26 protein-coding genes are annotated in these 26,144 nt (G+C 52.9%); 11 read left to right on the forward strand and 15 right to left on the reverse strand.

Going from position 1 to position 26,144, the window contains the following annotated elements:
* The 3 genes from abgT to ACS603_RS03805 are packed head-to-tail and all read right to left on the reverse strand — an operon-like array spanning position 1 to position 4,326.
* Positions 1 to 1,527 carry a p-aminobenzoyl-glutamate transporter gene (gene abgT / locus ACS603_RS03795; protein WP_182060812.1) on the reverse strand — a complete coding sequence of 509 codons (1,527 nt, stop codon included), beginning with the start codon at positions 1,525 to 1,527 and terminating at the stop codon, positions 1 to 3.
* Between the two features lie 43 nt (positions 1,528 to 1,570).
* The gene (locus tag ACS603_RS03800) at positions 1,571 to 3,016 is read right to left on the reverse strand and encodes a M20 family metallopeptidase (RefSeq protein ID WP_182060813.1); all 1,446 of its coding nucleotides are present in this window, start codon (positions 3,014 to 3,016) and stop codon (positions 1,571 to 1,573) included.
* On the reverse strand, positions 3,016 to 4,326 hold the full coding sequence (locus ACS603_RS03805; protein ID WP_474943786.1) for a M20 family metallo-hydrolase: 1,311 nt from the start codon (positions 4,324 to 4,326) through the stop codon (positions 3,016 to 3,018). Before ACS603_RS03805 ends, ACS603_RS03800 begins: the two co-directional genes overlap by 1 nt.
* 175 nt (positions 4,327 to 4,501) lie before the next feature.
* Here ACS603_RS03805 and ACS603_RS03810 point away from each other — a divergent pair, with 175 nt between their 5' ends.
* Both ACS603_RS03810 and smrA read left to right on the forward strand, forming a co-directional pair.
* Complete coding sequence (locus ACS603_RS03810) at positions 4,502 to 5,413, forward strand: LysR family transcriptional regulator (RefSeq protein WP_182060815.1); 912 nt, start codon at positions 4,502 to 4,504, stop codon at positions 5,411 to 5,413.
* Between the two features lie 359 nt (positions 5,414 to 5,772).
* Positions 5,773 to 6,336 carry a DNA endonuclease SmrA gene (gene smrA / locus ACS603_RS03815; RefSeq protein WP_182060816.1) on the forward strand — a complete coding sequence of 188 codons (564 nt, stop codon included), beginning with the start codon at positions 5,773 to 5,775 and terminating at the stop codon, positions 6,334 to 6,336.
* A gap of 12 nt (positions 6,337 to 6,348) precedes the next feature.
* On the opposite strand, the gene tcp is transcribed toward smrA, so the two are convergent.
* Entirely contained in the window at positions 6,349 to 8,013 is a 1,665-nt protein-coding gene (gene tcp, locus ACS603_RS03820; RefSeq protein WP_474943787.1) for a methyl-accepting chemotaxis citrate transducer, read from the reverse strand.
* A gap of 142 nt (positions 8,014 to 8,155) precedes the next feature.
* Here tcp and ACS603_RS03825 point away from each other — a divergent pair, with 142 nt between their 5' ends.
* Complete coding sequence (locus ACS603_RS03825; RefSeq protein WP_315688442.1) at positions 8,156 to 9,022, forward strand: aldo/keto reductase family oxidoreductase; 867 nt, start codon at positions 8,156 to 8,158, stop codon at positions 9,020 to 9,022.
* Between the two features lie 55 nt (positions 9,023 to 9,077).
* Here ACS603_RS03825 and ACS603_RS03830 read toward each other — a convergent pair whose 3' ends face one another.
* A complete protein-coding gene (locus tag ACS603_RS03830) occupies positions 9,078 to 9,296 on the reverse strand; it encodes a hypothetical protein (protein WP_182060819.1) in 219 nt (72 codons plus the stop codon).
* A gap of 424 nt (positions 9,297 to 9,720) precedes the next feature.
* On the opposite strand from ACS603_RS03830, the gene ACS603_RS03835 reads away from it, so the two are divergent.
* The 4 genes from ACS603_RS03835 to umuC all read left to right on the forward strand — a co-directional run bounded on the left by ACS603_RS03835 (position 9,721) and on the right by umuC (position 14,631).
* The gene (locus ACS603_RS03835) at positions 9,721 to 11,109 is read left to right on the forward strand and encodes a M24 family metallopeptidase (RefSeq protein WP_474943788.1); all 1,389 of its coding nucleotides are present in this window, start codon (positions 9,721 to 9,723) and stop codon (positions 11,107 to 11,109) included.
* A gap of 132 nt (positions 11,110 to 11,241) precedes the next feature.
* Entirely contained in the window at positions 11,242 to 12,765 is a 1,524-nt protein-coding gene (locus tag ACS603_RS03840) for an EAL domain-containing protein (RefSeq protein WP_315688444.1), read from the forward strand.
* A 134-nt stretch (positions 12,766 to 12,899) separates the two neighbouring features.
* Positions 12,900 to 13,385 carry a translesion error-prone DNA polymerase V autoproteolytic subunit gene (gene umuD, locus ACS603_RS03845; RefSeq protein WP_315688695.1) on the forward strand — a complete coding sequence of 162 codons (486 nt, stop codon included), beginning with the start codon at positions 12,900 to 12,902 and terminating at the stop codon, positions 13,383 to 13,385.
* Positions 13,369 to 14,631 (forward strand): translesion error-prone DNA polymerase V subunit UmuC, encoded by a 1,263-nt coding sequence (umuC, locus tag ACS603_RS03850; RefSeq protein ID WP_315688445.1) that lies wholly within the window; start codon positions 13,369 to 13,371, stop codon positions 14,629 to 14,631. Before umuD ends, umuC begins: the two co-directional genes overlap by 17 nt.
* A 362-nt stretch (positions 14,632 to 14,993) precedes the next feature.
* On the opposite strand, the gene ACS603_RS03855 is transcribed toward umuC, so the two are convergent.
* On the reverse strand, positions 14,994 to 16,028 hold the full coding sequence (locus tag ACS603_RS03855; RefSeq protein WP_315688446.1) for an AI-2E family transporter: 1,035 nt from the start codon (positions 16,026 to 16,028) through the stop codon (positions 14,994 to 14,996).
* Between the two features lie 134 nt (positions 16,029 to 16,162).
* Here ACS603_RS03855 and ACS603_RS03860 point away from each other — a divergent pair, with 134 nt between their 5' ends.
* The 4 genes from ACS603_RS03860 (at position 16,163) to ACS603_RS03875 (ending at position 19,378) form a co-directional block, all read left to right on the forward strand.
* A complete protein-coding gene (locus tag ACS603_RS03860) occupies positions 16,163 to 16,333 on the forward strand; it encodes a protein YdgV (RefSeq protein WP_474943789.1) in 171 nt (56 codons plus the stop codon).
* Between the two features lie 119 nt (positions 16,334 to 16,452).
* Positions 16,453 to 16,815, forward strand: coding sequence for a multidrug/spermidine efflux SMR transporter subunit MdtJ (gene mdtJ / locus ACS603_RS03865; RefSeq protein ID WP_315688447.1), 363 nt, complete (start codon positions 16,453 to 16,455; stop codon positions 16,813 to 16,815).
* Positions 16,802 to 17,131, forward strand: coding sequence for a multidrug/spermidine efflux SMR transporter subunit MdtI (gene mdtI, locus ACS603_RS03870; RefSeq protein WP_182060830.1), 330 nt, complete (start codon positions 16,802 to 16,804; stop codon positions 17,129 to 17,131). Before mdtJ ends, mdtI begins: the two co-directional genes overlap by 14 nt.
* A gap of 84 nt (positions 17,132 to 17,215) precedes the next feature.
* The gene (locus ACS603_RS03875) at positions 17,216 to 19,378 is read left to right on the forward strand and encodes a bifunctional diguanylate cyclase/phosphodiesterase (protein ID WP_182060831.1); all 2,163 of its coding nucleotides are present in this window, start codon (positions 17,216 to 17,218) and stop codon (positions 19,376 to 19,378) included.
* 1 nt (position 19,379) lies between these two features.
* Here ACS603_RS03875 and ACS603_RS03880 read toward each other — a convergent pair whose 3' ends face one another.
* The 9 genes from ACS603_RS03880 to ACS603_RS03920 form a co-directional block, all read right to left on the reverse strand.
* A complete protein-coding gene (locus ACS603_RS03880; RefSeq protein ID WP_182060832.1) occupies positions 19,380 to 20,201 on the reverse strand; it encodes a trypsin-like serine peptidase in 822 nt (273 codons plus the stop codon).
* A gap of 102 nt (positions 20,202 to 20,303) precedes the next feature.
* Positions 20,304 to 20,387, reverse strand: coding sequence for a small membrane protein YdgU (ydgU, locus tag ACS603_RS03885; protein WP_021241182.1), 84 nt, complete (start codon positions 20,385 to 20,387; stop codon positions 20,304 to 20,306).
* A 91-nt stretch (positions 20,388 to 20,478) separates the two neighbouring features.
* The gene (gene asr / locus ACS603_RS03890) at positions 20,479 to 20,943 is read right to left on the reverse strand and encodes an acid resistance repetitive basic protein Asr (protein ID WP_014070043.1); all 465 of its coding nucleotides are present in this window, start codon (positions 20,941 to 20,943) and stop codon (positions 20,479 to 20,481) included.
* Between the two features lie 177 nt (positions 20,944 to 21,120).
* A complete protein-coding gene (locus ACS603_RS03895) occupies positions 21,121 to 21,663 on the reverse strand; it encodes a thioredoxin fold domain-containing protein (protein ID WP_182060833.1) in 543 nt (180 codons plus the stop codon).
* Between the two features lie 160 nt (positions 21,664 to 21,823).
* Positions 21,824 to 23,311, reverse strand: coding sequence for a carboxypeptidase M32 (locus ACS603_RS03900; protein ID WP_315688449.1), 1,488 nt, complete (start codon positions 23,309 to 23,311; stop codon positions 21,824 to 21,826).
* Between the two features lie 101 nt (positions 23,312 to 23,412).
* The gene (locus ACS603_RS03905; protein ID WP_182060835.1) at positions 23,413 to 23,751 is read right to left on the reverse strand and encodes a DUF1493 family protein; all 339 of its coding nucleotides are present in this window, start codon (positions 23,749 to 23,751) and stop codon (positions 23,413 to 23,415) included.
* Entirely contained in the window at positions 23,751 to 24,200 is a 450-nt protein-coding gene (locus ACS603_RS03910; protein WP_182060836.1) for an STM2901 family protein, read from the reverse strand. The genes ACS603_RS03905 and ACS603_RS03910 overlap by 1 nt, the downstream gene beginning before the upstream one ends.
* A gap of 13 nt (positions 24,201 to 24,213) precedes the next feature.
* Complete coding sequence (locus ACS603_RS03915) at positions 24,214 to 24,696, reverse strand: Hcp family type VI secretion system effector (protein ID WP_182060837.1); 483 nt, start codon at positions 24,694 to 24,696, stop codon at positions 24,214 to 24,216.
* A 172-nt stretch (positions 24,697 to 24,868) separates the two neighbouring features.
* Entirely contained in the window at positions 24,869 to 26,122 is a 1,254-nt protein-coding gene (locus ACS603_RS03920; protein WP_182060838.1) for an MFS transporter, read from the reverse strand.
* Positions 26,123 to 26,144 lie beyond the last annotated feature (22 nt).

Genomic DNA, 26,144 nt, shown 5'->3' on the forward strand with positions numbered 1-26,144 from the left:
TTAGTGCAGCCTTGGGTAAATTCCCGGTCCAATCGGCAGGCCGACAAGATACCACGCCACCAGCATTACCAACCATACCCCTAAAAAGATAAGCGGATAGGGTAAGACCAGCGAATAGTAGGTACCCAGTTTTGCTTCCGGTTTATAGCGTTGCAGGAAACCTAAAAACAGCGGGACGAACGGTGAAACCGGGGCCAGCGGGATGACGGAGGAGTCGGCGACGCGAAACAGAATTTGTGCAAACGCCGGATGGAACCCAAGCATCATAAACATCGGCACAAAGATGGGCGCCAGAATCGACCAGATTGCCGAGCCGCTGGCGATAAACATGCACAGCAGCGACGACAGAATAGCCAGGCCGACGAACGCCGGGATACCGCTTAATCCCGCCGCTTCCAGGGCATCCGTCAGCCCCACGGCCATAAATTTGCCCATGTTGCTCCAGTTGAACATGGCCACGAACTGCGCCAGCGGGAACACCATCACGATAAAGCCCGCCATCTCTTTCATCGGCTCGATCATCAACTGCGGCAGGTCAGCCTGATTGCGGATTTTGCGGGTGGCGATGCCATAGGCGATAGACACCACAAAAAAGAACAGAATAATCAGCGGCACAATGCCCTGAATAAACGGCGAGGGCAGGACGGTGTGTTTGACCGGATCGCGCAGCACGCCGTTCTCCGGGATAACCATCAGCGCTACAAGCGCGATAAACGCCAGCGAGGCAACCCCGGCCACCCGCAGGCCGAACTGCTGCTCTTTGCTGAGTGTCTCCAGCTTTTCGTCGCTGCGGCCTTCCCATTTCCCTAAACGCGGCTCGATAAGCTTATCGGTGATAAGCCCGCCGACAATCGTCAGCACAATCACCGAGCTTGCCATAAAGTACCAGTTGTCGATCACGCTGACGTGCATCGCGGTATCAATGGTTTTCGCCGCTTCGGTACTGATACCCGAAAGCAGCACGTCGGTGGTCACAATCAGCAAATTAGCGGTAAACCCGCAGCCCACCCCGGCAATTGCCGCCAGCAACCCGGCCACCGGATGACGACCTACGGCCAGGAAGATCAGCGCCCCCATCGGCGGCATGATCACCAGCGCGGCGTCAGACGAGATATGGCTGAAAAAGGCGATAAACAGCACCATATAACTGGCGTAACGCGCGCTAACGTTGGAGGCCATTTTCACCATCAGCGCAGGCAGCAGCCCCACGCGCTCGGCAAGGCCTGCGCCTAACACCAGCGCCAGGATCGCCCCCAGCGGTGCAAAACCGCTAAAGTTCTTAATCACATTGGGTAAAAACCAGTGCAACCCCTCGACGCTCAGCAGGTTTTTTACCGCCACCATGCTGCCATCAGCAGGGCTACGCACACTCACATCAAAGGCAGACAACGCAGCGGTTGCCACCATCAAAATCACAATCAAATAGATAAAAAGCAGGAAAGGATGCGGCACTTTATTGCCAACCCTTTCAACCCAGCCATAGAGCTTACCGGTTGGGGAATGCGAAGGTATGGATGACATACTCATGGGCGTTCCTCTGGACTGTTGTGTTGTTGTGTTATGTGTTTTTTTATTTTAAAGGTGACGGTGTCACGCCCGAAGGAATCGGACACACGTACGGTCTTTCTGTTATTTGTTGTTCAAACTCGTCACGGCATTTTTGGAGCAGCGCTGCATCCAGAAGCAGATTCAGGGCGGTAGCACCCATGACCTTTCCGGCCAGCAACATCCCTTTATGGGCAATAGAGGTGCGCCCCTGCGTCACCAGTTGCCAGGTGTGCAGCGGCGTACCGACGGTAAAGCAGGGGCTAAAGCACTGAGCGACCGGCATTTTCCAGCTGACATCGCCCACGTCAGTCGAGCCTGCCAGCACGTTATCGGTGATGGCATAAGGCGCGACTTCATCGACCAGCAGTGTTTCCTGATGACGGCGGGCAAAGGCTTTACCCGCTTCACCACCGGTCGCGGCGATATTTTTCAGGCTATTTTGTAGGTCGTTTGAGGTCAGCGTGGCGCGGATTTCACCGGCGAACTGGCGCTCTTTTTCCGTCCAGGCTGGCGTGCCGTAATGTTGCAACGCCTGATACATCGCCGCTTCGAGCGTGCGGTTTGGCAGATAGCTGGAACAGGCTTTATCGAAACGGCATTCGACGGTAGTTTCGGTCATCATTGCCGCACCCTGGGCGATTTTTTCGATGCGTTCGTAGATCTGTTGCGCGTCGGCCATTTCCGGGGCGCGGATCAGGTACAACACTTCGGCCTGCGCCTGCACCACGTTTGGCGAAATGCCGCCGGTATCGGTGATGGCGTAATGTACGCGCGCTTTCTCGATGATGTGTTCATTAAGGAAATTGGTACCGGTGGTCATGAGCGTCACGGCATCGAGCGCGCTACGCCCCAGATGCGGGGAGTTCGCGGCATGAGCCGCCACGCCGTGAAAACGCCATGCGGCCTGAATGTTGGCGAGCGTGCTGACGTTAAACATCCCGGCAAAGGCTTCCGGGTGCCAGGTGACAGCCGCATCGACGTCATCGAACAATCCTTCGCGGACCATAAAGGTTTTGCCTGAGCCGCCTTCCTCTCCCGGGCAGCCATAAAAGCGCACCGTCCCGCTGCCACCGTGCTGCTCCAGCCAGCTTTTCACCGCGACGGCTCCTGCGACTGCGGCCGTACCCAGCAGGTTATGGCCGCAACCGTGGCCATTTTCGCCCGGCGTCGCCGACTGCGCGGTGGCGCAGTGCGCCTGCTGGCTTAGCCCCGCCAGAGCATCGTATTCGCCCAGCAGTGCAATAACCGGTTTGCCGCTGCCGAAGCTGGCGATAAATGCGTTTGGAATACCACCGGCTTCACGCGTCAGGTTAAAACCTTCGGCTTCCAGCGCACAGGCCAGCCGTTCGGCTGACCAGAACTCTTCAAAACGTGTTTCGGGATGATCCCAGATCTCGTCGGCAATAGCGCTAAAGGTCTGACATCGTGTGTCGATGGCATCCGCGATAAAAGCGTAGTTTTCCTGCATCACACACCTCGCGCCCACGGGAAGTTAAGCGCCGTTCGCGCCAGGGTTTCGACGGCCACACTCATTATCTGCTCGTCGAAGTCGAATTTTTCGTTGTGATGCCCGGCGCTCAAATCGGTGCCAAACACCATGTAGGAGGCCAGGCCGCCATTCTGCTGCACGCGTGCCATCATCAGGGTGGCATCTTCAGATCCTGCCGGGGCTTTGACCTTATCAATGGCATGGAGGACGCCGGTGACCTGGCCTGCCTGTTCGCGCAGGTAATTCACCCACGCAGGAGATGGCGTGCTGGACGTTGCTGCTCCCATCAGGTGTGTTTCTGCGCTTACGCCATACAGTGCCGCCGCCCCTGCGATCACGGATTGTGCGCGGTCGAACACGTACTGGTTGATAGCCTCGCTTTCGCCACGGGTTTCCACCTTCAGCAGGGCACTGGCCGGTACGACGTTGCGCCCGCTACCGGCCTGCATAACGCCCACGTTGACGCGTGAGGCACCTTCGCTGTGAGGAGCGATGCTGTGCAGGGCAATGGCGGCCTGCGCGGCGGCGAGCAGTGCGTTACGGCCTTCTTCCGGTTTGCCGCCCGCATGGGCTGCTACGCCGGTAAAGCGCACGTCAAACTTGGTGGTTGCCATAAAGTTATCGCTACCGCAGATAACCGTCCCGGCAGGAACACCGGTGCCAATATGGACAGCAGTAAAGTAATCCACGCCGTCCAGTGCGCCTGCTGTAACCATTGCACGAGCGCCGCGCGTTCCTTCTTCCGCAGGCTGGAAGATAATCCTGATAGTGCCGTTGAGCTGGGCTTCGTTTTGTTTCAGCACCTGAGCCAGACCCAGGCCAATGGTGGTATGCCCGTCATGGCCGCAGGCGTGCATCATCCCCGGATTGCAGGAGGCAAACCCGTCGTGGAACGGGCGATGGCTTTCATCGAGTGCTTCGCTGAGATCCAGCGCATCCATATCCACGCGAAAGGCGAGTGTCGGCCCCGGACGCCCTGTACGCAGCGTGGCGACAATGCCGGTGAATCCACCTTCGAACGCGGCGAGCCATTTCTCTGGCGCGCCTTGCTCGCGGGCTCGGGCAAACTCTTTTGCAAGCGTCTGTGCGTCCGGCAGGCCCATGCGGCTGTCGGCGTCAACAACATCACGCCCCATCGCCAGTTCATAACCCAGATGGTCTAAGATTTCCGCCACTTTGGCTGCGGTTCGAAACTCCACCCAGCCAGATTCAGCATAGTGATGAAAATCGCGACGCCATGCGGTCAGTTGCGGGGTTAACGTCTGAATGTAGTGCGCCAGTGAGTCCATATCTCTTCCTGTCATCATTAAAATATGTGAACTGCTTCACGCTGTGATAGTTTTTACTTATCACTAACCGTTTTTTCACAGTTTTAACCGTTCAGGAATTACCCTCGCACATCCATTTCCATTAAAGTAGATGACAATTTCTTTACTCTGATAAACAACGGTTATCGGTCGGGCTATGTCATTTCAGGTTAAATTTCATCAGATTCGGGCGTTTGTGGAAGTGGCGCGTCAGGGCAGCATTCGTGGGGCCAGCAGGGCGCTTAACCTCTCGCAACCGGCATTGACCAAATCGATCAAGGAGCTGGAAGAGGGCATTGCCGCACAACTTTTTGTCCGGCGTAGCAAAGGTGTGGCGCTGACCGAATGCGGGGAGAGCTTCTATCAACATGCCAATCTGATCCTGGAAGAGCTGCGCGCGGCGCAGGACGATATACGCCAGCGACAGGGGCAGCTGGCGGGGCAGATCAATATCGGTATGGGTGCCAGTATTTCACGCACTCTGATGCCCGCGGTGATTACCCGTTTTCACGCTCAGCACCCGCTGGTGAAAGTCCGCATTATGGAAGGGCAGCTGGTGTCGATGATTAATGAATTACGCCAGGGGGAACTGGACTTCACCATTAATACCTATTGTCAGGGGCCGTATGACCATGAGTTTACGTTTGAAAAATTATTTGAAAAACCATTTGCGATATTTTGCCGGGAGGGACATCCGGCGATAGGTGTAAAATCGATTAACGAACTTCTGCATTATAACTGGACGATGCCAACGCCGCGGGGAAGTTATTATAAGCAACTGGAAGATGTGTTTCATCATCGCTCACAAATACCGCACATTGGTATTGTCTGCGAAACGTTTTCGTCCTGTATAAGCCTGGTCGCACAGAGCGATTTTATCAGCATTTTGCCACAGGAGCTTGGCTGCGACCCACTGCTGGCACACCGTCTGGTGATGTTACCGGTAGTCGAATCGTTGCCTAAGGCGGCTTATTATTTAATTCAGCGCCGTGATTCCCGACAGACGCCATTGACTGAATCGTTAATTACGCAATTCAGGCGAGAAGCCCGGGCATTAATTTCAGAATAAAGAAAATAAAAAAACAGGGACTGCCGACATCAGCAGGCCCTATAGTACACACAGCAGTGTATCCTTCCGCAAGTCCCGCATATTATATCCGTGGGGCAGGTTTATTAAGTTATAACAGACTTTTCCCAAAATGACAGTGTTCAGACCGTTCAAGTTCACAAAAATTTAACTTAAATACAGTTATTTAATTGTGGCTGAAATTTTAGTTAAGTTAAATTTAACTTTTTAGCTTCCGCATTATTTCATTCATCGGGTAAATATTTATCGCTCCCACAGCACAGTCTGCCAGGCCTGGGGGACGTTGAGACGCTAGTCTGGCGCGGGTATAGTACAGGTTCAGATGTAGCCGGAGGATTTCTATGAACCCTGACGACAAATCACTCTTTCTTGACGCCATGGAGGATGTCCAGTCACTCAAGCGTTGTGCTGATATTCACTGGCAGCCGAGCCGTAATACCCGCACCCGGCAGGCGCTGAATACTGAGCAGCTCGATAACTTCTTAACGCTGGGTTTTCTGGAACTGCTCCCGCTTGCTGAACCTCTGGCGTTTCAGCGGGAAGGAGTACAGCAGGGGGTTATTGATAAGCTCCGTTCCGGTAAATATTCCCGCCAGGCCAGCATCAATTTTATACGCCAGCCTGTTGAACAGTGCCGTCAGATGCTGTTTTCGTTTATCCGTCAGGCCGAACGTGACGGGCTGCGCAACCTGGTGATTGTCCACGGTAAAGGGCGTGAAGAGCAGTCGCACCCGAATGTGGTGCGCAGTTATCTGGCGCGCTGGCTCACTGAGTTCGATTCCGTGCAGGCATTCTGCGTTGCACTGCCGCACCACGGCGGCAGTGGCGCCTGTTATGTGGCGCTGCGTAAATCAGATGAAGCCAGACTGGAAAACCGGGAGCGACACGCCAAACGCAGCCGCTAGCCCGCGTATCCCTTAAAAGGTTTCCCAGTTACCGTCTGCCACGCTTGCCGTGGCGGTTGCCGGGCGTAACAGCTGTGGCGTTTTCACATTGGTCGGGCGTGGTGCCGCAGCCTGGTCTTTGGCATTCAGACGGAATGCGGCAACGGCCTGGCGCAACTGCTCGGCCTGATCTTCCAGCGCTGCGGCTGCGGTTGCGGATTCCTGTACCAGGGCGGCGTTTTGCTGCGTCACGCTGTCCATCTGTGAAACCGCAAGGCTGACCTGCTCAATACCCCGGCTTTGTTCATCAGAGGCCGATGAAATTTCGCCCATAATGTCGGTTACACGGGTGACGGCGGCGACGAGCTCTCGCATGGTTTCGCCTGCTTCACTGACCTGCTCAGAGCCGGTATTAACTCTGCTGACGGAGTTTTCGATAAGCCCTTTAATCTCTTTTGCTGCCTGCGCACTGCGGCTGGCCAGGGTGCGAACTTCACCTGCCACCACGGCAAAACCACGTCCTTGTTCGCCAGCACGTGCCGCTTCAACCGCCGCGTTAAGCGCCAGAATATTGGTCTGGAAGGCAATGCTGTCAATCACGCCGGTAATGTGGGCAATTTGCTGCGAACTGTCAGAGATTTCGGTCATGGTGCGCACCACGTTGTCCACCACATGACCACCGCGTGCGGCGGTTTCGGAGGCGTTTTTCGCCAGCAATGTGGCCTGACGCGCGTTATCGGAGTTCTGTTTCACCGTTGCAGTTAACTCTTCCATGCTGGCGGCGGTTTCTTCCAGCGAAGCTGCCTGCTGCTCGGTGCGGGCGGACAGGTCATTGCTCCCGGCGGCAATTTCACCTGCGCCGGTGTAAATCGAGTCGGTACTGCCGCGCACGGCACTGACCGTGCTTACCAGTGACTGCTGCATTTCGTGCAGACCCACCGCCAGCTGGCCCATTTCGTTACGACTACCCAGGTTGATGTTATGCGTCAGATCGCCACCTGCGATGGTGCGAATATGGTTCATAATGATCTTCAGCGGCTTTAACAGCAGGTGTTGCAGGCCCTGCCAGATAACCACCAGCACGGCAACCACGGCGAGGAAAATAGCCGCCAGTGTCCACTGCATATGGGTAAAGCTGTTCTGGTTCTCTTCAGTGGCGGCCTTGAGCAAGGTATTGTTTTCGGCGCGCCAGCGGTTATAGACCGCTTCCATATTGTCCTGTGCCTGCTGGGCATCCAGGTCGCCATAAGCCTGATAGTTATCTGCACGCAGATACTCAATCGACAGGCGCATCACTTCATGCATCTGACTCCAGGCTTTCTGCATCTCTTCGGTTAACGCGGCGTTTTGCCCGTTAACCTGCGGCATTTTCTGCCAGGCGCTGTAGTAGGTTTCGGCGTTGCCTAACGACGTGCTGGCCGTGCCCAGAAGTTTGTTAATGGCGGCGAGAGACGCGGGATCGCGCTGGTTTTTCAGGTAGCGGATCGCCACACGGGTGACGGTTACGCGTGTTTTCACCAGCGTATTAACGCTGTCGCTCAGGCTTTCCTGCTGGGCATTGAGCATCCCCGAGTTCTGGAAGTTATGGCGATCGTTGCTGACGGCAGAATAGAACAAGCCGCCCGTGACAACTTGTAGCAGACAGAATATGGTGAGGGCAAAGAGAATACCGGTAATCACGTGCAGATTTTTCAGCATAGCGGTCGTCCGTTGTGGGTGCAGGGGTTGCCCAAATACTATCGACGCAATGAAACTAAACTTTAATTTAACTATTGCTTAACTAATTGTTCCGTTCGGGAACCTGTTGTAAATCCGGATCATTTTTATGAGGAAGGTAGACATGAGCAGTATTGAGAAAAGCGGGACGTACACGCTCGGGACGCGTACGGTTAAACGGCTTGGCTATGGCGCGATGCAGCTTGCCGGGCCTGGCGTATTTGGCCCGCCGAAGGACAAAAACGCCGCGCTGGCGGTGCTACGCGAAGCCGTGGCATCGGGTGTGGATCATATTGATACCAGTGATTTTTACGGCCCGCATATCACTAACCAGCTTATCCGTGAGGCGCTTCATCCGTACCGGGACAATCTTACGATTGTGACCAAAGTTGGGGCGCGGCGGGGCGATGACGCCTCCTGGCTCCCTGCGTTTTCGGCTCAGGAGCTGACGCAGGCGGTGCATGATAACCTGCGTAACCTCAAACTGGATGTGCTGGACGTGGTGAATCTGCGGATCATGTTCAGCACTCACGGCCCGGCGGAAGGATCGATTACTGAACCGCTGACCACGCTTGCAGAATTGCAACAGCAGGGGCTGATTCGCCATATCGGGTTGAGCAATGTAACCGCAGCCCAGGTTGCCGAAGCGCAGAAAATGGTGTCGGTGGTCTGTGTGCAGAACATGTACAACATTGTGAATCGCGGTGACGATGCCCTGGTGGATGCGCTTGCCCGTCAGGGGATCGCCTGGGTGCCGTTCTTCCCGCTGGGCGGTTTTACGCCACTGCAATCTTCCGGTCTTCAGGCGGTTGCGGATTCGTTGGGGGCAACGGCGATGCAGGTAGCGCTGGCCTGGTTGCTGCAACGTTCACCGAATATTCTGCTGATTCCGGGGACCTCTTCCGTGGCGCATTTGCAGCAAAACCTGGCGGCGGCGGATCTGGTGTTGCCGGCCGAGGCACTCGACACGCTGAATGCGCTGGTGGCGTAAGCGCGAAAAAGCCCGAAGCAACTTTCGGGCTTTTTTCATTCCGTCATACCTTACACTATTGCGTCTGTTCGGCGGAGGCTTCTGCCCGGCGATTTTTTCGGTGAAGTGCTAACGCTTCTGCCACAATCTCCTGCTTGCTCTTGCGAGTTTCATATGCAGTAATCCTGACATACTCCATTAAGTCTGTTTCTACTCTGGCACTTAACATCTTCAGATCAGCATCCTTTGCTAAACCGCGAGCAGTGCGTTTGTCAGGATAATCACGGGATGGCATAGAAAACGTCCTCCAAAAACTGTCTTGTTAATTCGTGCTATGAAATATGCTCCAGAGTATTCGTTAAGTCAATACGCAGTGATTCACTAGTTACTTTGTTTGTTTTGTTTCTTTTGATTTAAGTCATTAAAAAGTGATTGCGAAGTGATTGTTTGGTGGCTTTTTTTAGACACTCTGGCGGCGGCATTGAACAAGCCTTTAATGTGAAAGAAGAGAATAAAGCCGAAACTGTACACACTACGGCGCATTTGAAGATTACGGCGACGAAGTAAACCAGTATATTCGCGAGATCCGTATCCGGCATGATAAAACAGGGTATCACTACGGCGTGAAAGGGCGGGTACAGCTCAGTTCGGACTGTATTACCGGGCTGCTGGCCTGATGATTACGCGAGGGTTCCCCATCAGAACGTGAGGTCAAACACATGGATTTTAGTGCGCTTCAGCTTCAGACGACGGTTGCTCCACACCAATTTTCGGGCGTCGCGCCCGTTCCCCTGACCGATGCCACCCAGCAGGAGCGTAAAGATAAGCTTCTGGCGCGGATGGCTGCTGAGGGATACGACGCCCTCATTATTTATGCCGACAAAGAGCATGGTAGTAACTTTGAATACCTGACAGGATTTATTCCCCGCTTTGAAGAGGGGCTGCTGGTGCTGGCGAAAAATGGCGCTGCAACCGTTATTCTTGGTAATGAAAACCTGAAAATGGCCGCCCATTCCCGTATTCCGGTCACGCTTAAACACTGCCCGTATTTCTCATTACCGAATCAGCCAATGGATAACGAAAAACCGCTCAAGGCGTTATTCGTCGAGACGGGCCTGGGCGATATGCACCGCGTGGGGGTTGTGGGCTGGAAAATGTTTACGTCTGGCCAGGTGGATAACAAACAGCTTTTCGATTTACCCTGGTTTATTGTCGATGCCCTTAAAAATAGTCTCTCTGATGGGGCGGTGTTAGAGAATGCCGCACATCTGTTTATTGACGGAGATAACGGCGCGCGGGTAACCAATAATGCGAATGAAATCGCCCATTATGAGTATGGTGCAAATCTGGCGTCGAACTGCATCCTGAATGCCATGAACGCGGTTGAACCGGGAATGAGTGAGGCGGCGTTAGGGGCGTATCTGGCGGCGGAAGGCCAGTACAATACGGTGGTGACCATTGCCGCATCGGGCCAGCGTTTTGAAAAAGCCAATCTATACCCCACGCATAAACCGCTGCAAAGGGGCCAGCCGCTGTCCATGACCACCGGGTTTAAAGGTGGATTATCCAGCCGTACCGGTTTTGTGATTGCCAGCGAAAATGAGCTGCCAGATACGCAGAAAGATTATCTTGAACGTGTGGCAAAACCTTATTTTTCTGGTGTGGTGACCTGGCTTGAAAATATCAGAATTGGCATGGAAGGCGGGGAGATGTATTCCCTGATAGAGTCTATTTTGCCAAAAGAGAAATATGGCTGGCATCTGAACCCCGGGCATCTCAGCGCCGATGAAGAGTGGATGTCATCGCCCATTTATAAACATTCGACGCAAACCCTGAAAAGCGGGATGATTTTGCAGATTGATATTATTCCGTCAGTGCCGGGTTATACCGGCGCCAGCGCCGAGGAGAGCGTTGCGCTGGCGGATTTCGCGCTCCAGGCCGAGATCAAACACGCTTACCCTGAGCTATGGGCCAGAATTGAAACCCGTAAACGTTATCTCAACGACGTACTTAAGATTGCGCTGAGCGCGGATGTGATCCCACTTTCCAGTGCCGTTGCTTATTTGCGGCCTTTCTTCCTGGCGAAGGATAAAGCGTTTACCTGCTAAACAATTTCCGGAGAACTTATTGAAGGAGCATGGTTATTTTTACTTTTGTCGACCATGCTCTTTGTACTTACACCATTAAGCGCCGTAAATGCCGTCAGCGTCATCTTACTCACTCGTGCCCAGGATACGTTAATGCGTCATTTTATTGTTCCTGCTGCTGCCGCTCTGGCCCTGTTTATCATGGGTATTTTTATTCTGAATACCCAGCTCTGGTATTCCGCACGGGCCGACAGCATGACGGGGGCGAAGTATGTCGTAAAGAATATGAATACGATCCTGGGTGAAGCTCAGCGCGCCACCCGGACGGCGATGAATGTCGCCGGAGCAGGCTGTGATGAGGAAGGGCAATACCGGCTTGGCACTGAGGCGGCGCTACAACCTCATCTCAGGACTATTTTCATTCTCACGCATGGGCAAATAGCGTGTTCATCCCTGCCGGATAACCGTGTGCTGTTGGTTAATGTGATGAGATTACCTGATTTGCCATTGATGCTGCTGCCAGCAAAAGAGACGGTAAACGGTTTACCCGTACTGCTGTTTCAGACGGTAGTTGATGACAGCCGCATTGGGATCACGGTCAGCGATCGCCATATCCGCGACGCCCTGGGTATTTCGATAAAAGACGTCAGTTATCGGTTAAGGGTTGGTGACACCGTGCTGGGCCTGTCTGGTGATGCCGCGCCGGTAAACAATAAAGGCAAGCATGTCGGGCGGCTTGAAGCCAAAGATTATCCCTACAGTATTGAGTATAACTATCCTCCGTTATTCAGCGTGCAGAGGCTGATAAGTCAGGGTGCAGGCATCCTGTTTTTTTTACTGCTGGTAGCCTGTCTCGGTGCTTACGCGCTGTATAAATATCTGAATAAAAGTACGCCGCCTGAGGAGTCGCTACAGCGCGCCATCGCAAAGGGGGAAATTATCCCGTTTTATCAGCCCGTTGTTAATGGCCGTGAGGGCACCCTGCGGGGCGTGGAGGTACTGGCGAGATGGAAACACCCGAAAGCGGGCTATATTTCCCCGGCCTCGTTTATCCCGCTTGCTGAAAAATCCGGCCTGATTGTACCGTTGACGCGCAGCCTGATGGCGCAGGTGGTGATACAGATGAATGCTATTTCCAGCAAGCTGCCGGAGGGTTTCCATGTGGGGATTAACTTCAGTGCATCTCATATTGCCATGCCCACCTTTATGGATGAGTGCCTGAACTACAAAAGCCGCTTTGAGCGCAAAGATTTGAACCTGGTGATTGAAGTCACGGAGCGTGAACCGCTGGATATTGACGAACACCTGGTTCATACCCTGAATGCGCTGCACGAAAATGGTTTTGCCATCGCGCTGGATGACTTCGGAACCGGGTATTCAGGGCTCTCTTACCTGCACGATCTGCATATCGATTACATCAAGATTGACCATAGCTTCGTCAGCCGGGTCAATGAGCATGAGGAATCCACCCGGATCCTGGATTGTGTGCTGGATCTGGCGCGTAAACTCTCGATAAGTATTGTCGCCGAAGGTGTGGAAACCAAAGCGCAGCTTGATTACCTCAACCGGAATAATATCGTCTTCCAGCAGGGGTATTACTTCTTTAAGCCTGTTCCGTTTACGGAGCTGATACAAATTTTGCTGTCGAAGCCTAAAGTGAAAGTCATGGTGGAGTAACCGACCGGATGAGGTGCAGGATTAAATCCCTTCACACATCAACGTGTTTGCGCGATCGCCCGGAAAGTGCCTTGATCCTTACCCATAATACGTAATACTGTATGTATATACAGTATATGGCAGGAAAGGCAATGATGAGCACTCTCTTTTCGTATTATCCCCGGCAGGACATGGAGTTACCGCTGTTTCTGGAGCGCGTTGCCTGTGGTTTTCCAAGCCCTGCGCAGGATTACGTTGAAGACCGTATCGACCTGAACAAGCTGGCGGTAAAACACCCCAGTGCGACGTATTTCGTGAAAGTCAGCGGGGATTCCATGATCGGGGCCGGGATCGGCGATGGCGATCTGCTGGTGGTTGACCGTTCGTTAACGGCGGGACATGGCGACATTGTTGTGGCGGCGGTGGACGGGGAGTTTACGGTAAAAGAGCTACAAACCCGGCCGGTCTTAAGATTGCTTCCCCACAATGCTCGCTATCAGCCTATTACGTTTCACTCCGAAGAGGAGCTGCAAATCTTCGGTGTGGTGACGCATACGCTTAAAACACATCAACATTCTGGTGGGGTAAAAAGCCATCGCGTGGGTGGCCCGGAAATGTATAACCATGTTCGCACTGGTTGATGTCAACAGCTTCTACGCGTCCTGCGAGACGGTTTTTCGTCCCGATCTTCAGGGAAAGCCTATTGTGGTGGTATCCAATAACGATGGCTGCATTATTTCGCTTTCACGTGAGGCAAAGCAGCTGGGGATCAAAATGGGCGAACCGTACTTTAAGTTCAAGGAGAAACGCTATCCGTCACGGGTCTACGTGTTTAGCTCGAATTACGCGCTGTATGCCGATCTCAGCAGTCGCGTGATGCAGACGTTGACCGATCTTTCCCCGGCGATAGAGATCTATTCCATTGATGAGGCGTTCGTGAATGTCTCGGGCATCGACAGCTGTATGCCACTGGATATTTTCGGGCATCAGATGCGCAACCAGGTACTGAAAAATACCGGGCTGACGGTAGGCGTAGGGATTGCGCAGACGAAGACGCTGGCGAAGCTTGCGAACTATGCAGCGAAGAAATGGCGCAGCACGGGCGGTGTTGTTGATTTGTCAGACCACGATCGCCAGCGCAAACTGCTGGCCGCCGTGCCGGTGGAAGAGGTATGGGGGGTTGGGCGGCGGATAACCAAAAAGCTAAACACGATGGGCATAACCACGGCGCTTGAGCTGGCCGACAGCTCTTCGTGGGTAATAAGGAAACATTTCAACGTGGTTCTGGATCGCACGGTTCGTGAACTTCGCGGTGAGCGTTGCCTTAACCTGGAAGAATTTACTCCCACAAAGCAACAAATCATCTGTAGCCGCTCTTTTGGGCACCGCATTACGCAATACGTTGAGATGCATCAGGCGATTTGCGCTTACGCCGAACGTGCAGCGGAAAAACTGCGTGGCGAGCGTCAGTATTGTCGCTTCATCAGTGTATTTCTGCGGACCAGCCCTCATGCGGAGAATGAGGTGTATTACGGCAATCAGGCTTCTGTCACCCTGTTGACACCGAGCAATGACTCACGCGATATCATCCGTGCCGCTACGCAAGCATTAGAGCGGATATGGCTCGATGGATATCGCTATATGAAAGCGGGAGTGATGCTGGCCGACTTTTTCAGCTGCGGTGTCGCACAGCTTAATTTGTTCGATGACAACCGCCCGCGTGCCAATAGCATGGCATTGATGGAGGCGATAGACAGGTTAAATCATTCCGGGAAAGGGAAAGTCTGGTTTGCCGGGCAGGGGATCGAGAAAGCCTGGTCGATGAAGCGTGAGATGCTGTCCCCGTCTTATACGACAAAGTATGCGGATTTGCCGGTGGTACGGTAGTTACTGAATCAGAGGTCAATAAGGCATTGTGAAGTTTCTTCAGATGTTTCGAAAGCAGTACTGGTTACGGGGGGATTGTTAGGCTATGGGCTCGTTAAATATGTTCTTGCGGCAGCTTCACCTGTTATTCCTGTTGCAATTGTTGTCGGTGTCGCACTACTTACAATTAACTACTTCCACGCAGAAGAAAAAATAGCTCAGGCCCTGTGTAATATTGGTAACTGATGTTATCTGTAAGACGTATAAAATCATAATATAGTAGCCAGACTGCATCTCACTGCGCCCGGCGCGCTAAAACCGGGCGAGTCAGTAAACCGCTGCTGGATATGAACCTGTAAGCCCCTGGCAGGCAGGGGCCACACTTACTTATGGCTCATGTCGCTGAGCAAAATGGCGATGCTTTGCCCACCCGCCGTTTGCTCCAGACCAATTTTCACAATGATGGTCAACGGTACGGAAAGCAACATGCCGACCGGGCCGAGCAGCCAGCCCCAGAAAATCAGGGACAAAAACACCACCAGGGTGGAAAGCCCAAGCCCGCGCCCCATCATTCGCGGCTCCATGATGTTGCCGAAGACCAGGTTAATCAGCAGGTAGGCCGCCAGTAAAATGAGTGCATCGTAAAACCCGCTGAAGACCAGCACCTGAAGGATGGGCGGAATAGCCGCCAGCACCGAGCCGATATTGGGAATATAGTTAAGCGCAAAGGCCAGCAGCCCCCATACGAACGCAAAACGCACATCCAGCGCGACGAGCATCCCCCAGACAACCAGCCCCGTGACCAGGCTAATGGCTGTTTTCAGCACCAGATAGCGCGAAACGCTGTCCAGCGCACGCTGGATAGCACCCATGCCTTCCACAGGGCGGGTCATTATTTGTTGCAGCTTTGCCGGCAGTTGCGGCACTTCAAGCAGCATGAAGACCACCGTCAAAAACAGCAGGAAAATAGACGTCATAGCATTCGAAAGCTGCGCCAGCAGGCTGGTGACAAGGGTCATGGCAGCATTGGGGTCGATATACTTCAGCAGCTCCTCAACCGACACCTCAATACCCGCGCGTTGCAGCCAGGGTTCAATTTGCAGCAGCGGAGTTACCAGTGATGAACGGTATTTAGGCAGGGTACGTGCCAGCTCGTTCAGGGAGGTTCCCAGATATGCCACCAGCAACACCATGGCGACAATGATGATGCCAATCAGAAGCGTAATGGCCAGCACGCGGGGAACGCGGAGCCGGACCATGCGCTGAACCAGCGGGTTGAGTATCACGGCAATAAAAAGCGCGAGAATAAAGGGCACAATGATGTCCGCCGCAAAACGGACGCCCGTCAGAATGATCACCAACATGCCCAGCATGATGACAATTTTAAGCCCGTTCAGGGTAATGATGGGTTTAGCCATGGAGATTCCTGAAATAATTCTTTTATTTATAATAGATGCGAATGCCGTTTCAATAAACTAACCGAGGTCAAACAGGGTGGGTAAAGAATTGAAAAGACTTTGAGTAAATTCCTGGCTTATGGTACAAATCAGGCGTGTTCAACTACCGAGGACAATTTTCATCCGCAAAGACGAGAAGCAAGATCGCGGATAATTGTGATTTTATGGACAATTTGTTCAGGACGTACATTTCAAAAAACACCGCTGTATTTTCTACCTCCTTCTGCCTTCTGTCTGGTGAGCAACACTGGCGCACCGCGCTATAGTCACGTCTTCTGCCTGAGCTGGCGCTATGTGCTTAGCTATCTGATTTAATTTCATATTTTTTTTGGTTTGCCGTCTGAGGCGAGCCACGATGGATTATATTCTCAAGCAGGAGAAGAACATGTTTTACTGGATTTTATTAGCTCTGGCTATCGTCGCTGAAATTACCGGCACCTTGTCTATGAAATGGGCAAGTGTCAGTAATGGCAACACTGGCTTTATTTTAATGCTGGTGATGATTTCACTTTCCTATATTTTCCTGTCCTTTGCGGTAAAGAAAATTGCGCTGGGTGTGGCCTATGCATTGTGGGAAGGTGTCGGTATTTTGTTGATTACGCTGTTCAGCGTCATGTTATTTGACGAAGCATTATCAACCATGAAAATTGCCGGACTGACGACCCTGGTTGCCGGGATTGTGCTGATTAAATCGGGTACACGTAAACCGACAAAACAGCTGAAGGAGAAGACCCATGCAGCAGTTTGAATGGATCCACGCGGCCTGGCTGGCGTTCGCCATTGTGCTGGAAATTGCGGCCAACGTCTTTCTGAAGTTCTCCGATGGTTTTCGCCGTAAATTTTACGGCCTGATGTCCATTGCCGCTGTGCTGGGCGCGTTCAGTGCGCTGTCGCAGGCGGTAAAAGGTATCGATTTGTCAGTGGCCTATGCGTTGTGGGGCGGATTTGGTATCGCCGCAACGCTTGCCGCTGGCTGGATCCTTTTCGGCCAGCGTTTAAATAACAAAGGCTGGATAGGGCTGGTGCTATTGTTATTAGGTATGGTGATGATAAAACTCGCCTGACACGAATACAGCCAGTTTTTACAGGCAGCGAAATCCGTTGCCTGTATTACTCTTAGAAAAGCATAACTTTGAAGAGGATGGCCGATGTATCTCACCTTAAGCTGGCGCAATATCCCCACGGCAAAAACGCTGTTCGTCATGATATTCATGGCGGGGATCGGCTTAATTGTGTCTGTTATCGCGTTGCTTTACCTGTCTCTTCATCTTATCAGTACCAAAACCAATGAAATTGATGAACACCGCACCGCGCTATCGGTTCAGGGGGCGATCCAGACATCTGTTAATCGTGTCTCTTCGCTGGTGATTGATAATGCCGTCTGGGACGACGCCGTACGTGAGCTATATAGCCCTAAACTGGATACCGAATGGCTGTATAAAACCTGGGGCGCTGGTTTTAAAATCAATAATCTTTACGATGGTACATTTGTACTGGATGAACATTTCAATGTGCTGTGGGGATCATTTCAGAGCCAACCTTTTACGGAAAAGAATCTTTCGTTTTTTGGTTCAGGCCTGAAAGCGTTGATTGATAAGCACAGCAGCGCATTAGCCAAAGACAAGAATATTTACGCCGGGATCACCCGCACACGTAACGGCGTGGCGTTTATTGGTATCGGGCTTGTTCGCCCGATGGTAGGGCCGCTCCAGATTAGCGGCGATACGCGCCGTTATCTGGTCATTACCCGCCATCTTAATTCCCAGATTTTGTCCGATCTGGGTGCCACGTTTCAGATAGACCGTCTCAATTATACGCCCAATAAGATCAACGATATGAGTATGCCGCTCAACAGTTCGGCCGGGGAGCTTCTGGGCTATCTCAACTGGCAGGCGCGTCTTCCGGGGGCGCAGGCGGCGATAGCGGCCTCGTCAGACATCACGCAAATCGTGGTCCTGGCGGCTGCCCTGATCTTGCTGTTTATTCTTGTGAGTAGCGTGGGGCTGTATAAGCTTGCCAGGGGGGAAAGTCAGGCCCGGCTGGTGGCGCGAACGGACTGGCTAAGCCACTTACCCAACCGACGCGCGTTGATAGAAGCGCTGGATAAGGTCAGCCTGCGCGGCGATATTGACGTGAAAAGCGTGGTATTCATCGATCTTGATGGCTTTAAGGATGTGAACGATATCTATGGCCACAGCGTCGGTGACGACTTAATCATCGCCATTGCAAAAACACTGCGTGAACGGGTCCCGCCTGGCGGGATGCTGGCGCGTATGGGGGGTGATGAGTTTGCCATGACCATAGGTGGCGATCGCTCGGAGGCGCAGGCGTCAGCCTTTGCCGGGGCGGTGCTCGACTTCCTCAATAGCCCGATTCGCCTGGGGGAGCGCACGATTCATATCAGCGCCAGCATCGGAATTGCCAGTGGAACCTTAATTGAGTGCACCAGCTCTGAGCTGTTCCGTCGGGCCGATATTGCCATGTATCACGCCAAAATGACCGGAAAAGGGCGGGTTACACACTACGATGCAGAGCTCAACAGCGTGCGGGAACGGCAGCTGGCACTTGAAAACCAGATCCGTAGCGGTCTTGAACGTGATGAGTTTGAGGTCTGGTATCAGCCGATTATTGATGCGCGTAGCCAGAAAATGACCAGCGTCGAAGCACTTGTACGCTGGCCGCGCCGCCCGGAAGGGGAACTTGGCCCGGACACCTTTATTACAATTGCTGAAACCAGTGGCCTGATTTATAAGCTCGGTCAGTTTGTCCTGCACCGGGCCTGTAGCGATCTGGAGCCTTTTGGTGATTTAAAACTCTCCGTTAATATCTCTCCGGCGCAGTTCCGCGACCCTGAGTTTGAAGATAAGGTCGCCAACGTGCTGGATATCACCCATTTCCCGGCGAACAGACTCCAGCTTGAAGTGACGGAAACCTATGTTCTGGAAAACCCGGAGCGTGCACGTTCAGCGATAGTTAACCTGAAAGCGCTGGGTACGGCGGTTGCGCTGGATGATTTTGGCACGGGCTATTCAAGCATCGGCTATCTGCGCCGATTCAATTTCGACACCATCAAAATAGACAAATCGCTGGCCGGGCTGGTGGATAACGACGAACAGGCCGCCGCGCTGGTGAGTGGCACGGTGCGCATCGCTAACGCGCTGGGGATGGCGGTGGTGGCGGAAGGGGTGGAAAACGAAAAACAGATGAAACTCTTACGGCTGGCTGGCTGCGATCAGTTGCAGGGATTCTGGTTCAGCCAGCCGATGCCGATTGAGGCAATTATTGAGTTACGTCAGGTCAGACAGTGCTGACCTACTGCTGCGCCAGCGCTTCGAGTCTGTCGCGAAAACCGGTAACGGACAACGCGCGGTTATCGGCACGCCATCTGTCTTTAGCGGCAGGCGCAGAGCTTTGAACGCCAATCAGTTGCCAGCCGTTGTCTGTTTTCAGCATCAGCGGCGAACCGCTATCACCCGGTAAGGTATCGCACTGATGTGACAACACGCTGTTTTGCGCCCAGCCCGTGACAATACAATCCGCATGGGTGTAAAGCGAATCCAGGTGATCAACCGGGTAACCCGATTGTGTCACTTTGCGGTCAGCGGCCTTCAGCGCGGCAGTCAGTGCGGCTTTGTCACCGTCAAACAGCGGCAGCGGCGTAATGCCTGACGGCGGGTAACGTAACACCACCAGACCAAAATCCCAGGACGCCGCAGCTGGCGGCACAATCCATCCATCACCATCCGGTTTCAGGCGTTTGCCCAGTGACGGGTCGACCCGGCCTTCAATTCCGTGGATCTCATATCGCCACACCCCTTTTTGCGACACAAAGCGCAACGCAACGGCTTTATCCGGTTTGCCGTTTGGCGGTGTTAACAGGCAGTGGCCTGCGGTCAGTGCAAGCTGAGGGGTAATTAAGGTGGCAGTACATAAGTTGCCGCTGGCGGTTTCCAGCTGGCCAATAGCATCCCACGGGGGCTGAGTAGGGTTGGTAACACGCGTACGATCGTCATGACCAAAAAAAAGCGTCTTTACATCTTTGGCGCTCATGGTGTCATCGCCACCATCATCCGCATGTGAAAAGCCAGAAAAAAGAGTAAACGTTCCCAGTAACAACACTACAGATTTACGCATATCACACTCTGGTGGGGGTAATTATGATTATTAAAAGTGAACCCTATGAAAATACTATAGACGGGACGGCGTTAAAGTGGGAGTAAAATCAGCGTGCTACATTCAGGAAAGATAAAAGTGGCTTGCGATGAGCGCGCATAAAATAAGCAGAATAAGAATGAGCTCAAACCGATAGCGTCGCAGCATACGCCCTCCGGATAAAAAAACGGCGCTGTACCTTTCCGGTTCAGCGCCGGTTTACCAACGTGCCCCGAAGGGCACGGTTAAGCTTGTACTCTTACGCAGCTGGCTGTGCAGCTGGTTTAGCAGCTTCGTGTTTTACTGCTTTTTTGTGGTGCTTTTTAGCAGCCTGAGCTTTCTGCTCTACAGCCGGTTTAGCGGCTTTCTTGTGGTGCTTTTTAGCAGCCTGAGCTTTCTGCTCTACAGCTGGTTTAGCGGCTTTTTTGTGGTGCTTTTTAGCAGCCTGAGCTTTCTGCTCTACAGCTGGCTTAGCGGCTTTTTTGTGGTGTTTTTTAGCAGCCTGCGCTTTCTGTTCAGTTGGCGCTGCGGTTGCTGGAGCTGCTGCTTCTTTTTTCACAGCGGCTTTATGATGTTTCTTGTGGTGAACCGCTTTTGCTGGCGCTGCGGTGGTAGTTGCAGCCGGAGCAGCAGCTGGTGCAGGAGTTGCAGTAGTTTCAGCAGCAAATGCAGCAGAAGACAGACCCATAGCAGCGGCAACAACCAGAGCTAATACTTTATTCATTCTCATACCCTCGAATTTGGCTTTTCATTTAACCCCACTGCGGGGCCGTTGAAAGAACTATATCCCTGTAAACCCGAGGTTTCCGTGAGTGATTGGTATCGGCGTGTAACGTAATGTACAAAGGCAGGTACAAGGTGTACGAACAAGGCAGCACGCGCCTGTTCGTACACTGCGGGGCTATTTCTTCAGGGCGGCAAGGATGGCCGCGGGTGGCTGGCTGCCTACGATTGAACGTGATTCAGGTTCGATCACCACCATAATTGGCGTGATGCGGATACCCAGTCTTTCGGCCAGAGCGGATTGCCGCTCGACCAGCGCAGAACAGGCCGGAGTCGAGTCGTTATCGGGTAAAAAACCGGTCATCGCTTTTTGCAGACTTTTCACCTTATCGGCGGAACACCAGACGCGCCCCATGTCTTCAATCACAGAATCACGAATAGAGTCGGGGGCGACGGTCACAAACGACATCGTCAAACCGGCATCCGTATATTGCTTAACGTTTTTCACCACATTGCTACAGTAGACGCACTGGTTATCAATAAACACCAGCAGCTTGTACTTTTCAGCAGGAGCCTGAAACGTGATGGGCTGGAGGTCAGCCAGAGAGTGTGTAATATCGTCGTACGCTTCTTTTGGCGTGTTATCCGTGGCGGCGAAGGTACTCAGACTCGTCGCACACAGCATGGCTAAGGCCATCGTTTTCATTTTGCCTTTCATCATTCATCCCTTTATTTATTTTTTATGCCTGGCCTGATAACGGTGTATTTCTGGGCCAGAAAAGGAATTATGGCATTAAGCGCAAGCGTCAGGATATGCACAAAATCATATTCTTAGTGCGTAAATTAGGGGGGATGGCCGGAGCGAACTCCGGCAGAATGCATTACAGGTAACGCGCGGTCAGGTGTTCACGGAAATAACGGATATTCAGATCTTCCCCGGTCGCCTGGGTAATTAACTGCGAGGTGCTAAAGCGGCTGCCATGCTGCCAGATATTCTGGCGCAGCCAGTCAAACAGGGCAGAGAAATCACCGTCAGCAACCGACGCCTGAAGCCCGGGCAGTGCGGTTTTCGCCGCGTGGAAGAGCTGTGCGGCGTACATGGCACCGAGGGTGTAAGACGGGAAGTAACCAAAGCCGCCGTCGGTCCAGTGGATGTCCTGCATACAGCCATTGCGGTAGTTGTCTTTGGTGGACAACCCAAGCCAGGCCTGCATTTTCTCATCCCACAGAGCCGGGATATCATCGACTTCGATCTCACCATTAATCAGTGCGCGTTCAATCTCATAGCGCAGCACAACATGCGCCGGATAACTCACTTCATCGGCATCGACACGAATGTAGCCAGGCTTCACGCGCTGGTTCCAGGCAATAAAGTTCTCTTCGCTAAAGGCGGCCTGGCTACCGAAACGGGCATGTACGGCAGGAAGCAGATGTTTCAGGAATGCGTTACTGCGACCAAGCTGCATTTCAAAGAACAGACTCTGTGATTCGTGGATTGCCGTGGATCGCGCCTGTGCGATGGGTTGACCCGCCCAGGCACGCGGCAGGTTTTGCTCGTAGCGGGCATGACCGGTTTCGTGAACCACGCCAAACAGCGCGCTCAGCAGTTCGTCTTCATCATAACGCGTGGTGATACGCACATCCTCTGGCACGCCGCCGCAGAACGGGTGAGCGCTAACGTCCAGACGACCGGCGTTAAAATCGAAGCCGAGCATTTTCATGGCTTCCAGACCCAGCTCCCGCTGATCGGCGGTCGCGAAAGGGCCTTGTGGCGGGACAAACGACTGTTGGGACTGTTTTTCCACTACCTTCGCCAGCAGGTCTGGCAGCCAGGATTTCATGTCAGCAAACAGTACATCGAGACGGGCACTGGTCATGTCCGGCTCAAAAATATCCAGCAGGGCATCGTAAGGTGAGCAACCTTTCGCCTCTGCACGCAGGCGGGCTTCTTCCCGGCTCAGCCTGACCACTTCCTTCAGGTTTGCAGAAAAACCCTGCCAGTCATTTGCCGGACGCTGCGAACGCCAGGCGTGCTCACATTTACTGCCCGCCAGAGACTTCGCTTCCACAAGCGTTTCCGGCAGCAGTGACGCCTGCTGATAGTGGCGCGTCATTTCACGCAGGTTTGCCTGTTCCACGTCATTCAGATCTTCGCTTTGCGCTGCGGCCAGCCAGTCGCCCACTTTCTTGTCCGTCAGGATCTGGTGCTGCAAGACGCTCATCTCAGCCAGGGCTTCACCCCGGGCAGCACTGCCGCCTGGCGGCATCATGGTGAACATATCCCAACTGGCGATGGAGGAGAGATGCGAGAAGCGGGAGAGACGCTGGAAGGTGCGGGTGAGTTCCTGATAAGCAACATTTTTTGGCATAGTTATTGTTCTCGTTCGGTTTGATGTGTCCTGGGAGTTTAACGTGATTTTCAGAGGATTAATGCATTTTTGATACAAGGGGCGTGAAGCCCCTCGTCAGTTCAGTCGTAGAGCCATTTTCCTGCTTTTGCGGACTCTGCAAACATTCTTACGGTCAACGGGATGCGGTTTGCTTCTACTTCTTCCCGCTTTAACTTGAACCAGCGCTTTAATAAAGGTGTATTCTGCCAGGGGAAATAACGAGACCAATTCACACCAGACAAATCCACATTAAACTCTTTCTCGTACCGGTTTAATGCATCATGAAAGTCATCACCTGGAGAGCCGAATAAATCAGAATCGAGTTCCAGCAATATCTCATTCCAGTCATCGTCAAGTTCACGTGAAATTTCATCGTTGAACATATCAAGAACTTTAGAGGTAATTTCGTCAGTTAACATTAGAATGAGGTCCACTGTATACGGTCTTTAGGTCGTGCAATCAGGTTATATTTCTCCTGAGTGCGCGTCGAAATCCTGTAAAGGGAGGTAACTAATGATCCCCAACCCAACCAGGGACAATAGCGGGCAATAACAGCGGCAAGGCTGGTTGTTGTTCTCATCCTGACTCCCACCGGCGTTTTTACTCGAATTCCGAATGGGGTTTTAACATCCTTCAAAATCATTCGTGCGTACTTTGAAATTACGCTTGTTCCTTTAATGGCTGTCCCTGGCTTAGTTCGGGTACCTAGCCATGGTTGCCCACCCAAAATTGCCGCACCTGAAACGGCATCTATCCCTAATTCCAGGCAGAACTCCTCCAGAAAAATGATCTCGAGTAACTCACCCGGAGTGACGTTTGAATGGCCTCTGTAGAAGTAGGTTCCGTTAATCTCTTCGGTCGTATCCATACCAATACCCCAGTTAAGCCGTCGCCCGTTCATTCCATGCGTCAGAGAAAATAATATTGCCGTCGTTATGCTTCCACGTAATTTTCTCATAGCGCAATTCAACAGTTTCGAGGTGATTGTTATTGTTGTCGCCCGGAGCGGCCATGGCAGGTGATACAGAAACTATTCGCACGCCTTCCAGAAGAATATTGAAGTATTCCGCTTCCAGACCAGCGTCATTAATCTTATAGAACTTGAGTTCGGCTTTTTGCAGAGCCTGACCAGTGGCGACGGCTTTATAGAGATAGGGTGATGAGTAATCGAATTCCTTTACGATCATCATCGGAGAGTGGATACGTTTACCAGTAGGTTGACCTGTCAGGTTATCGGTTGGCGTCGAAAGATTATGATGAAACCCTTTGAACTCAATGCTGTATTCTCTGTGCTGCACATCACAACCGCCTTTGATAAGCGTGCCGCCATCATCGTACAACCACATATTGCCTGGAATAGCCATGTCAAAATCCCTCTTTATGCCATAAAGAAGACAAGCTTAGGGAAAGAGGATATGACGGGTATATGTACGAAATAGCTATAATGCGTTGATTATACTTAACGTTGAATTAAGTAAAATTAATCTGGAAAAGATAAACCCCGCATAATCGGTTATACGGGGTCATTGAGGAACATTATTTCAAACGCCGGTGAAGGCTACTCCCCACCAGCAGCGCCATACACAGCATCAGCGCAATAAACCCGCCCACACCGTTCCAGCCGTAGTTATGCCAGAACACACCGCCGAGCGTCCCGGCGATACTGGATCCCAGATAATAGCTGAACAAGTACAGCGATGAGGCCTGGCCTTTGGCGCGGCGCGCGCGTGGGCCAATCCAGCTGCTGGCGACCGAGTGTGCGGCGAAGAAGCCTGCGGAGAAGAGCAGCATCCCGGCGAAAATCATCCACAGCGAGGAGAACAGCGTCATCAGCAGACCGAGCAGCATCACGCCTGTTGAGACCAGCATAACCGGGCCACGTCCAAAGCGCGCGGTCATCGCCCCGGCTTTGGGTGAGCTCCAGGTGCCGGTGAGATAGGCGACAGAGAGCAGGCCGACCACTGCCTGGCTAAGATGCCACGGAGAGAGCATCAGCCGATAACCAATATAGTTGAACAAGGTCACGAACGAACCCATCAACAGAAAGCCGGTCAGGAACAGCCGCGGCAGCCCTTTATCGCGCCAGTGCAGACGGAAGTTGATAAACAGCGTTTTCGGACGCAGGGACGTCGGGCGGAAATGGCGTGATTCAGGCAGAATTTTCCAGAACATCAGCGCAGAGGCCAGGGCAAAGCAGCCAATGACCGCCAGCGCAATACGCCAGTTAAAGAAGTCCGTAAACACCCCGCTCAGCAAGCGTCCGCTCATTCCACCGATCGAGTTACCGCTGATATACAGCCCCATCGAGAAGGCCACAAAACTGGGGTGGATCTCTTCGCTGAGGTAGGTCATCCCGACCGCAGCGACCCCGCTAAGCGATAAACCAATCAGGGCACGCATCACCAGGATGCCGTGCCAGCTGGTCATCATGGTTGAAAGCAGCGTACAGACGGAGGCCAGCATTAATGCCGTTACCATAACCTGCTTGCGGCCAATGGCATCTGAAAGTGGCCCGGTAAACAGCAAACCGATAGCCAGCATCCCGGTGGAAATTGAGAGCGAAATACTGCTGCTGGCAGGGGATACGCCAAATTCATGGGACAAGACCGGCAGAATAGGCTGAACGCAATACAGCAGGGCAAAGGTTGCCAGGCCTGCTGAGAAGAGCGCCAGCGTGACGCGCATAAATTGAGGAGTACCACGTTTAATGAACTGAACCGGCTGTGATGCTGGGGGTAAATCATCGATATCGCTTGCCGGCGCGATATCAATGGTTGTTGTACGACTCACACAGTTTCCTTGCTTAAACATC

Source organism: Enterobacter sp. Li2LvB3, assembly GCF_056156645.1.

Bases quoted from the DNA above. Each gene is read 5' to 3' on its own strand.
- ACS603_RS03805 (WP_474943786.1), bottom strand. From the start codon at position 4,326: ATGGACTCACTGGCGCACTACATTCAGACGTTAACCCCGCAACTGACC.
- abgT (WP_182060812.1), bottom strand. From the start codon at position 1,527: ATGAGTATGTCATCCATACCTTCGCATTCCCCAACCGGTAAGCTCTAT.
- ACS603_RS03895 (WP_182060833.1), bottom strand. From the start codon at position 21,663: ATGATGAAAGGCAAAATGAAAACGATGGCCTTAGCCATGCTGTGTGCG.
- smrA (WP_182060816.1), top strand. From the start codon at position 5,773: ATGAACCCTGACGACAAATCACTCTTTCTTGACGCCATGGAGGATGTC.
- ACS603_RS03810 (WP_182060815.1), top strand. From the start codon at position 4,502: ATGTCATTTCAGGTTAAATTTCATCAGATTCGGGCGTTTGTGGAAGTG.
- ACS603_RS03910 (WP_182060836.1), bottom strand. From the start codon at position 24,200: ATGGATACGACCGAAGAGATTAACGGAACCTACTTCTACAGAGGCCAT.
- ydgU (WP_021241182.1), bottom strand. From the start codon at position 20,387: ATGCTGCGACGCTATCGGTTTGAGCTCATTCTTATTCTGCTTATTTTA.
- ACS603_RS03915 (WP_182060837.1), bottom strand. From the start codon at position 24,696: ATGGCTATTCCAGGCAATATGTGGTTGTACGATGATGGCGGCACGCTT.
- mdtJ (WP_315688447.1), top strand. From the start codon at position 16,453: ATGTTTTACTGGATTTTATTAGCTCTGGCTATCGTCGCTGAAATTACC.
- asr (WP_014070043.1), bottom strand. From the start codon at position 20,943: ATGAATAAAGTATTAGCTCTGGTTGTTGCCGCTGCTATGGGTCTGTCT.
- ACS603_RS03875 (WP_182060831.1), top strand. From the start codon at position 17,216: ATGTATCTCACCTTAAGCTGGCGCAATATCCCCACGGCAAAAACGCTG.
- tcp (WP_474943787.1), bottom strand. From the start codon at position 8,013: ATGCTGAAAAATCTGCACGTGATTACCGGTATTCTCTTTGCCCTCACC.
- ACS603_RS03840 (WP_315688444.1), top strand. From the start codon at position 11,242: ATGCGTCATTTTATTGTTCCTGCTGCTGCCGCTCTGGCCCTGTTTATC.
- ACS603_RS03905 (WP_182060835.1), bottom strand. From the start codon at position 23,751: ATGTTAACTGACGAAATTACCTCTAAAGTTCTTGATATGTTCAACGAT.
- umuD (WP_315688695.1), top strand. From the start codon at position 12,900: ATGAGCACTCTCTTTTCGTATTATCCCCGGCAGGACATGGAGTTACCG.
- mdtI (WP_182060830.1), top strand. From the start codon at position 16,802: ATGCAGCAGTTTGAATGGATCCACGCGGCCTGGCTGGCGTTCGCCATT.
- ACS603_RS03825 (WP_315688442.1), top strand. From the start codon at position 8,156: ATGAGCAGTATTGAGAAAAGCGGGACGTACACGCTCGGGACGCGTACG.
- ACS603_RS03900 (WP_315688449.1), bottom strand. From the start codon at position 23,311: ATGCCAAAAAATGTTGCTTATCAGGAACTCACCCGCACCTTCCAGCGT.
- ACS603_RS03880 (WP_182060832.1), bottom strand. From the start codon at position 20,201: ATGCGTAAATCTGTAGTGTTGTTACTGGGAACGTTTACTCTTTTTTCT.
- ACS603_RS03830 (WP_182060819.1), bottom strand. From the start codon at position 9,296: ATGCCATCCCGTGATTATCCTGACAAACGCACTGCTCGCGGTTTAGCA.
- ACS603_RS03800 (WP_182060813.1), bottom strand. From the start codon at position 3,016: ATGCAGGAAAACTACGCTTTTATCGCGGATGCCATCGACACACGATGT.
- ACS603_RS03855 (WP_315688446.1), bottom strand. From the start codon at position 16,028: ATGGCTAAACCCATCATTACCCTGAACGGGCTTAAAATTGTCATCATG.
- ACS603_RS03835 (WP_474943788.1), top strand. From the start codon at position 9,721: ATGGATTTTAGTGCGCTTCAGCTTCAGACGACGGTTGCTCCACACCAA.
- umuC (WP_315688445.1), top strand. From the start codon at position 13,369: ATGTTCGCACTGGTTGATGTCAACAGCTTCTACGCGTCCTGCGAGACG.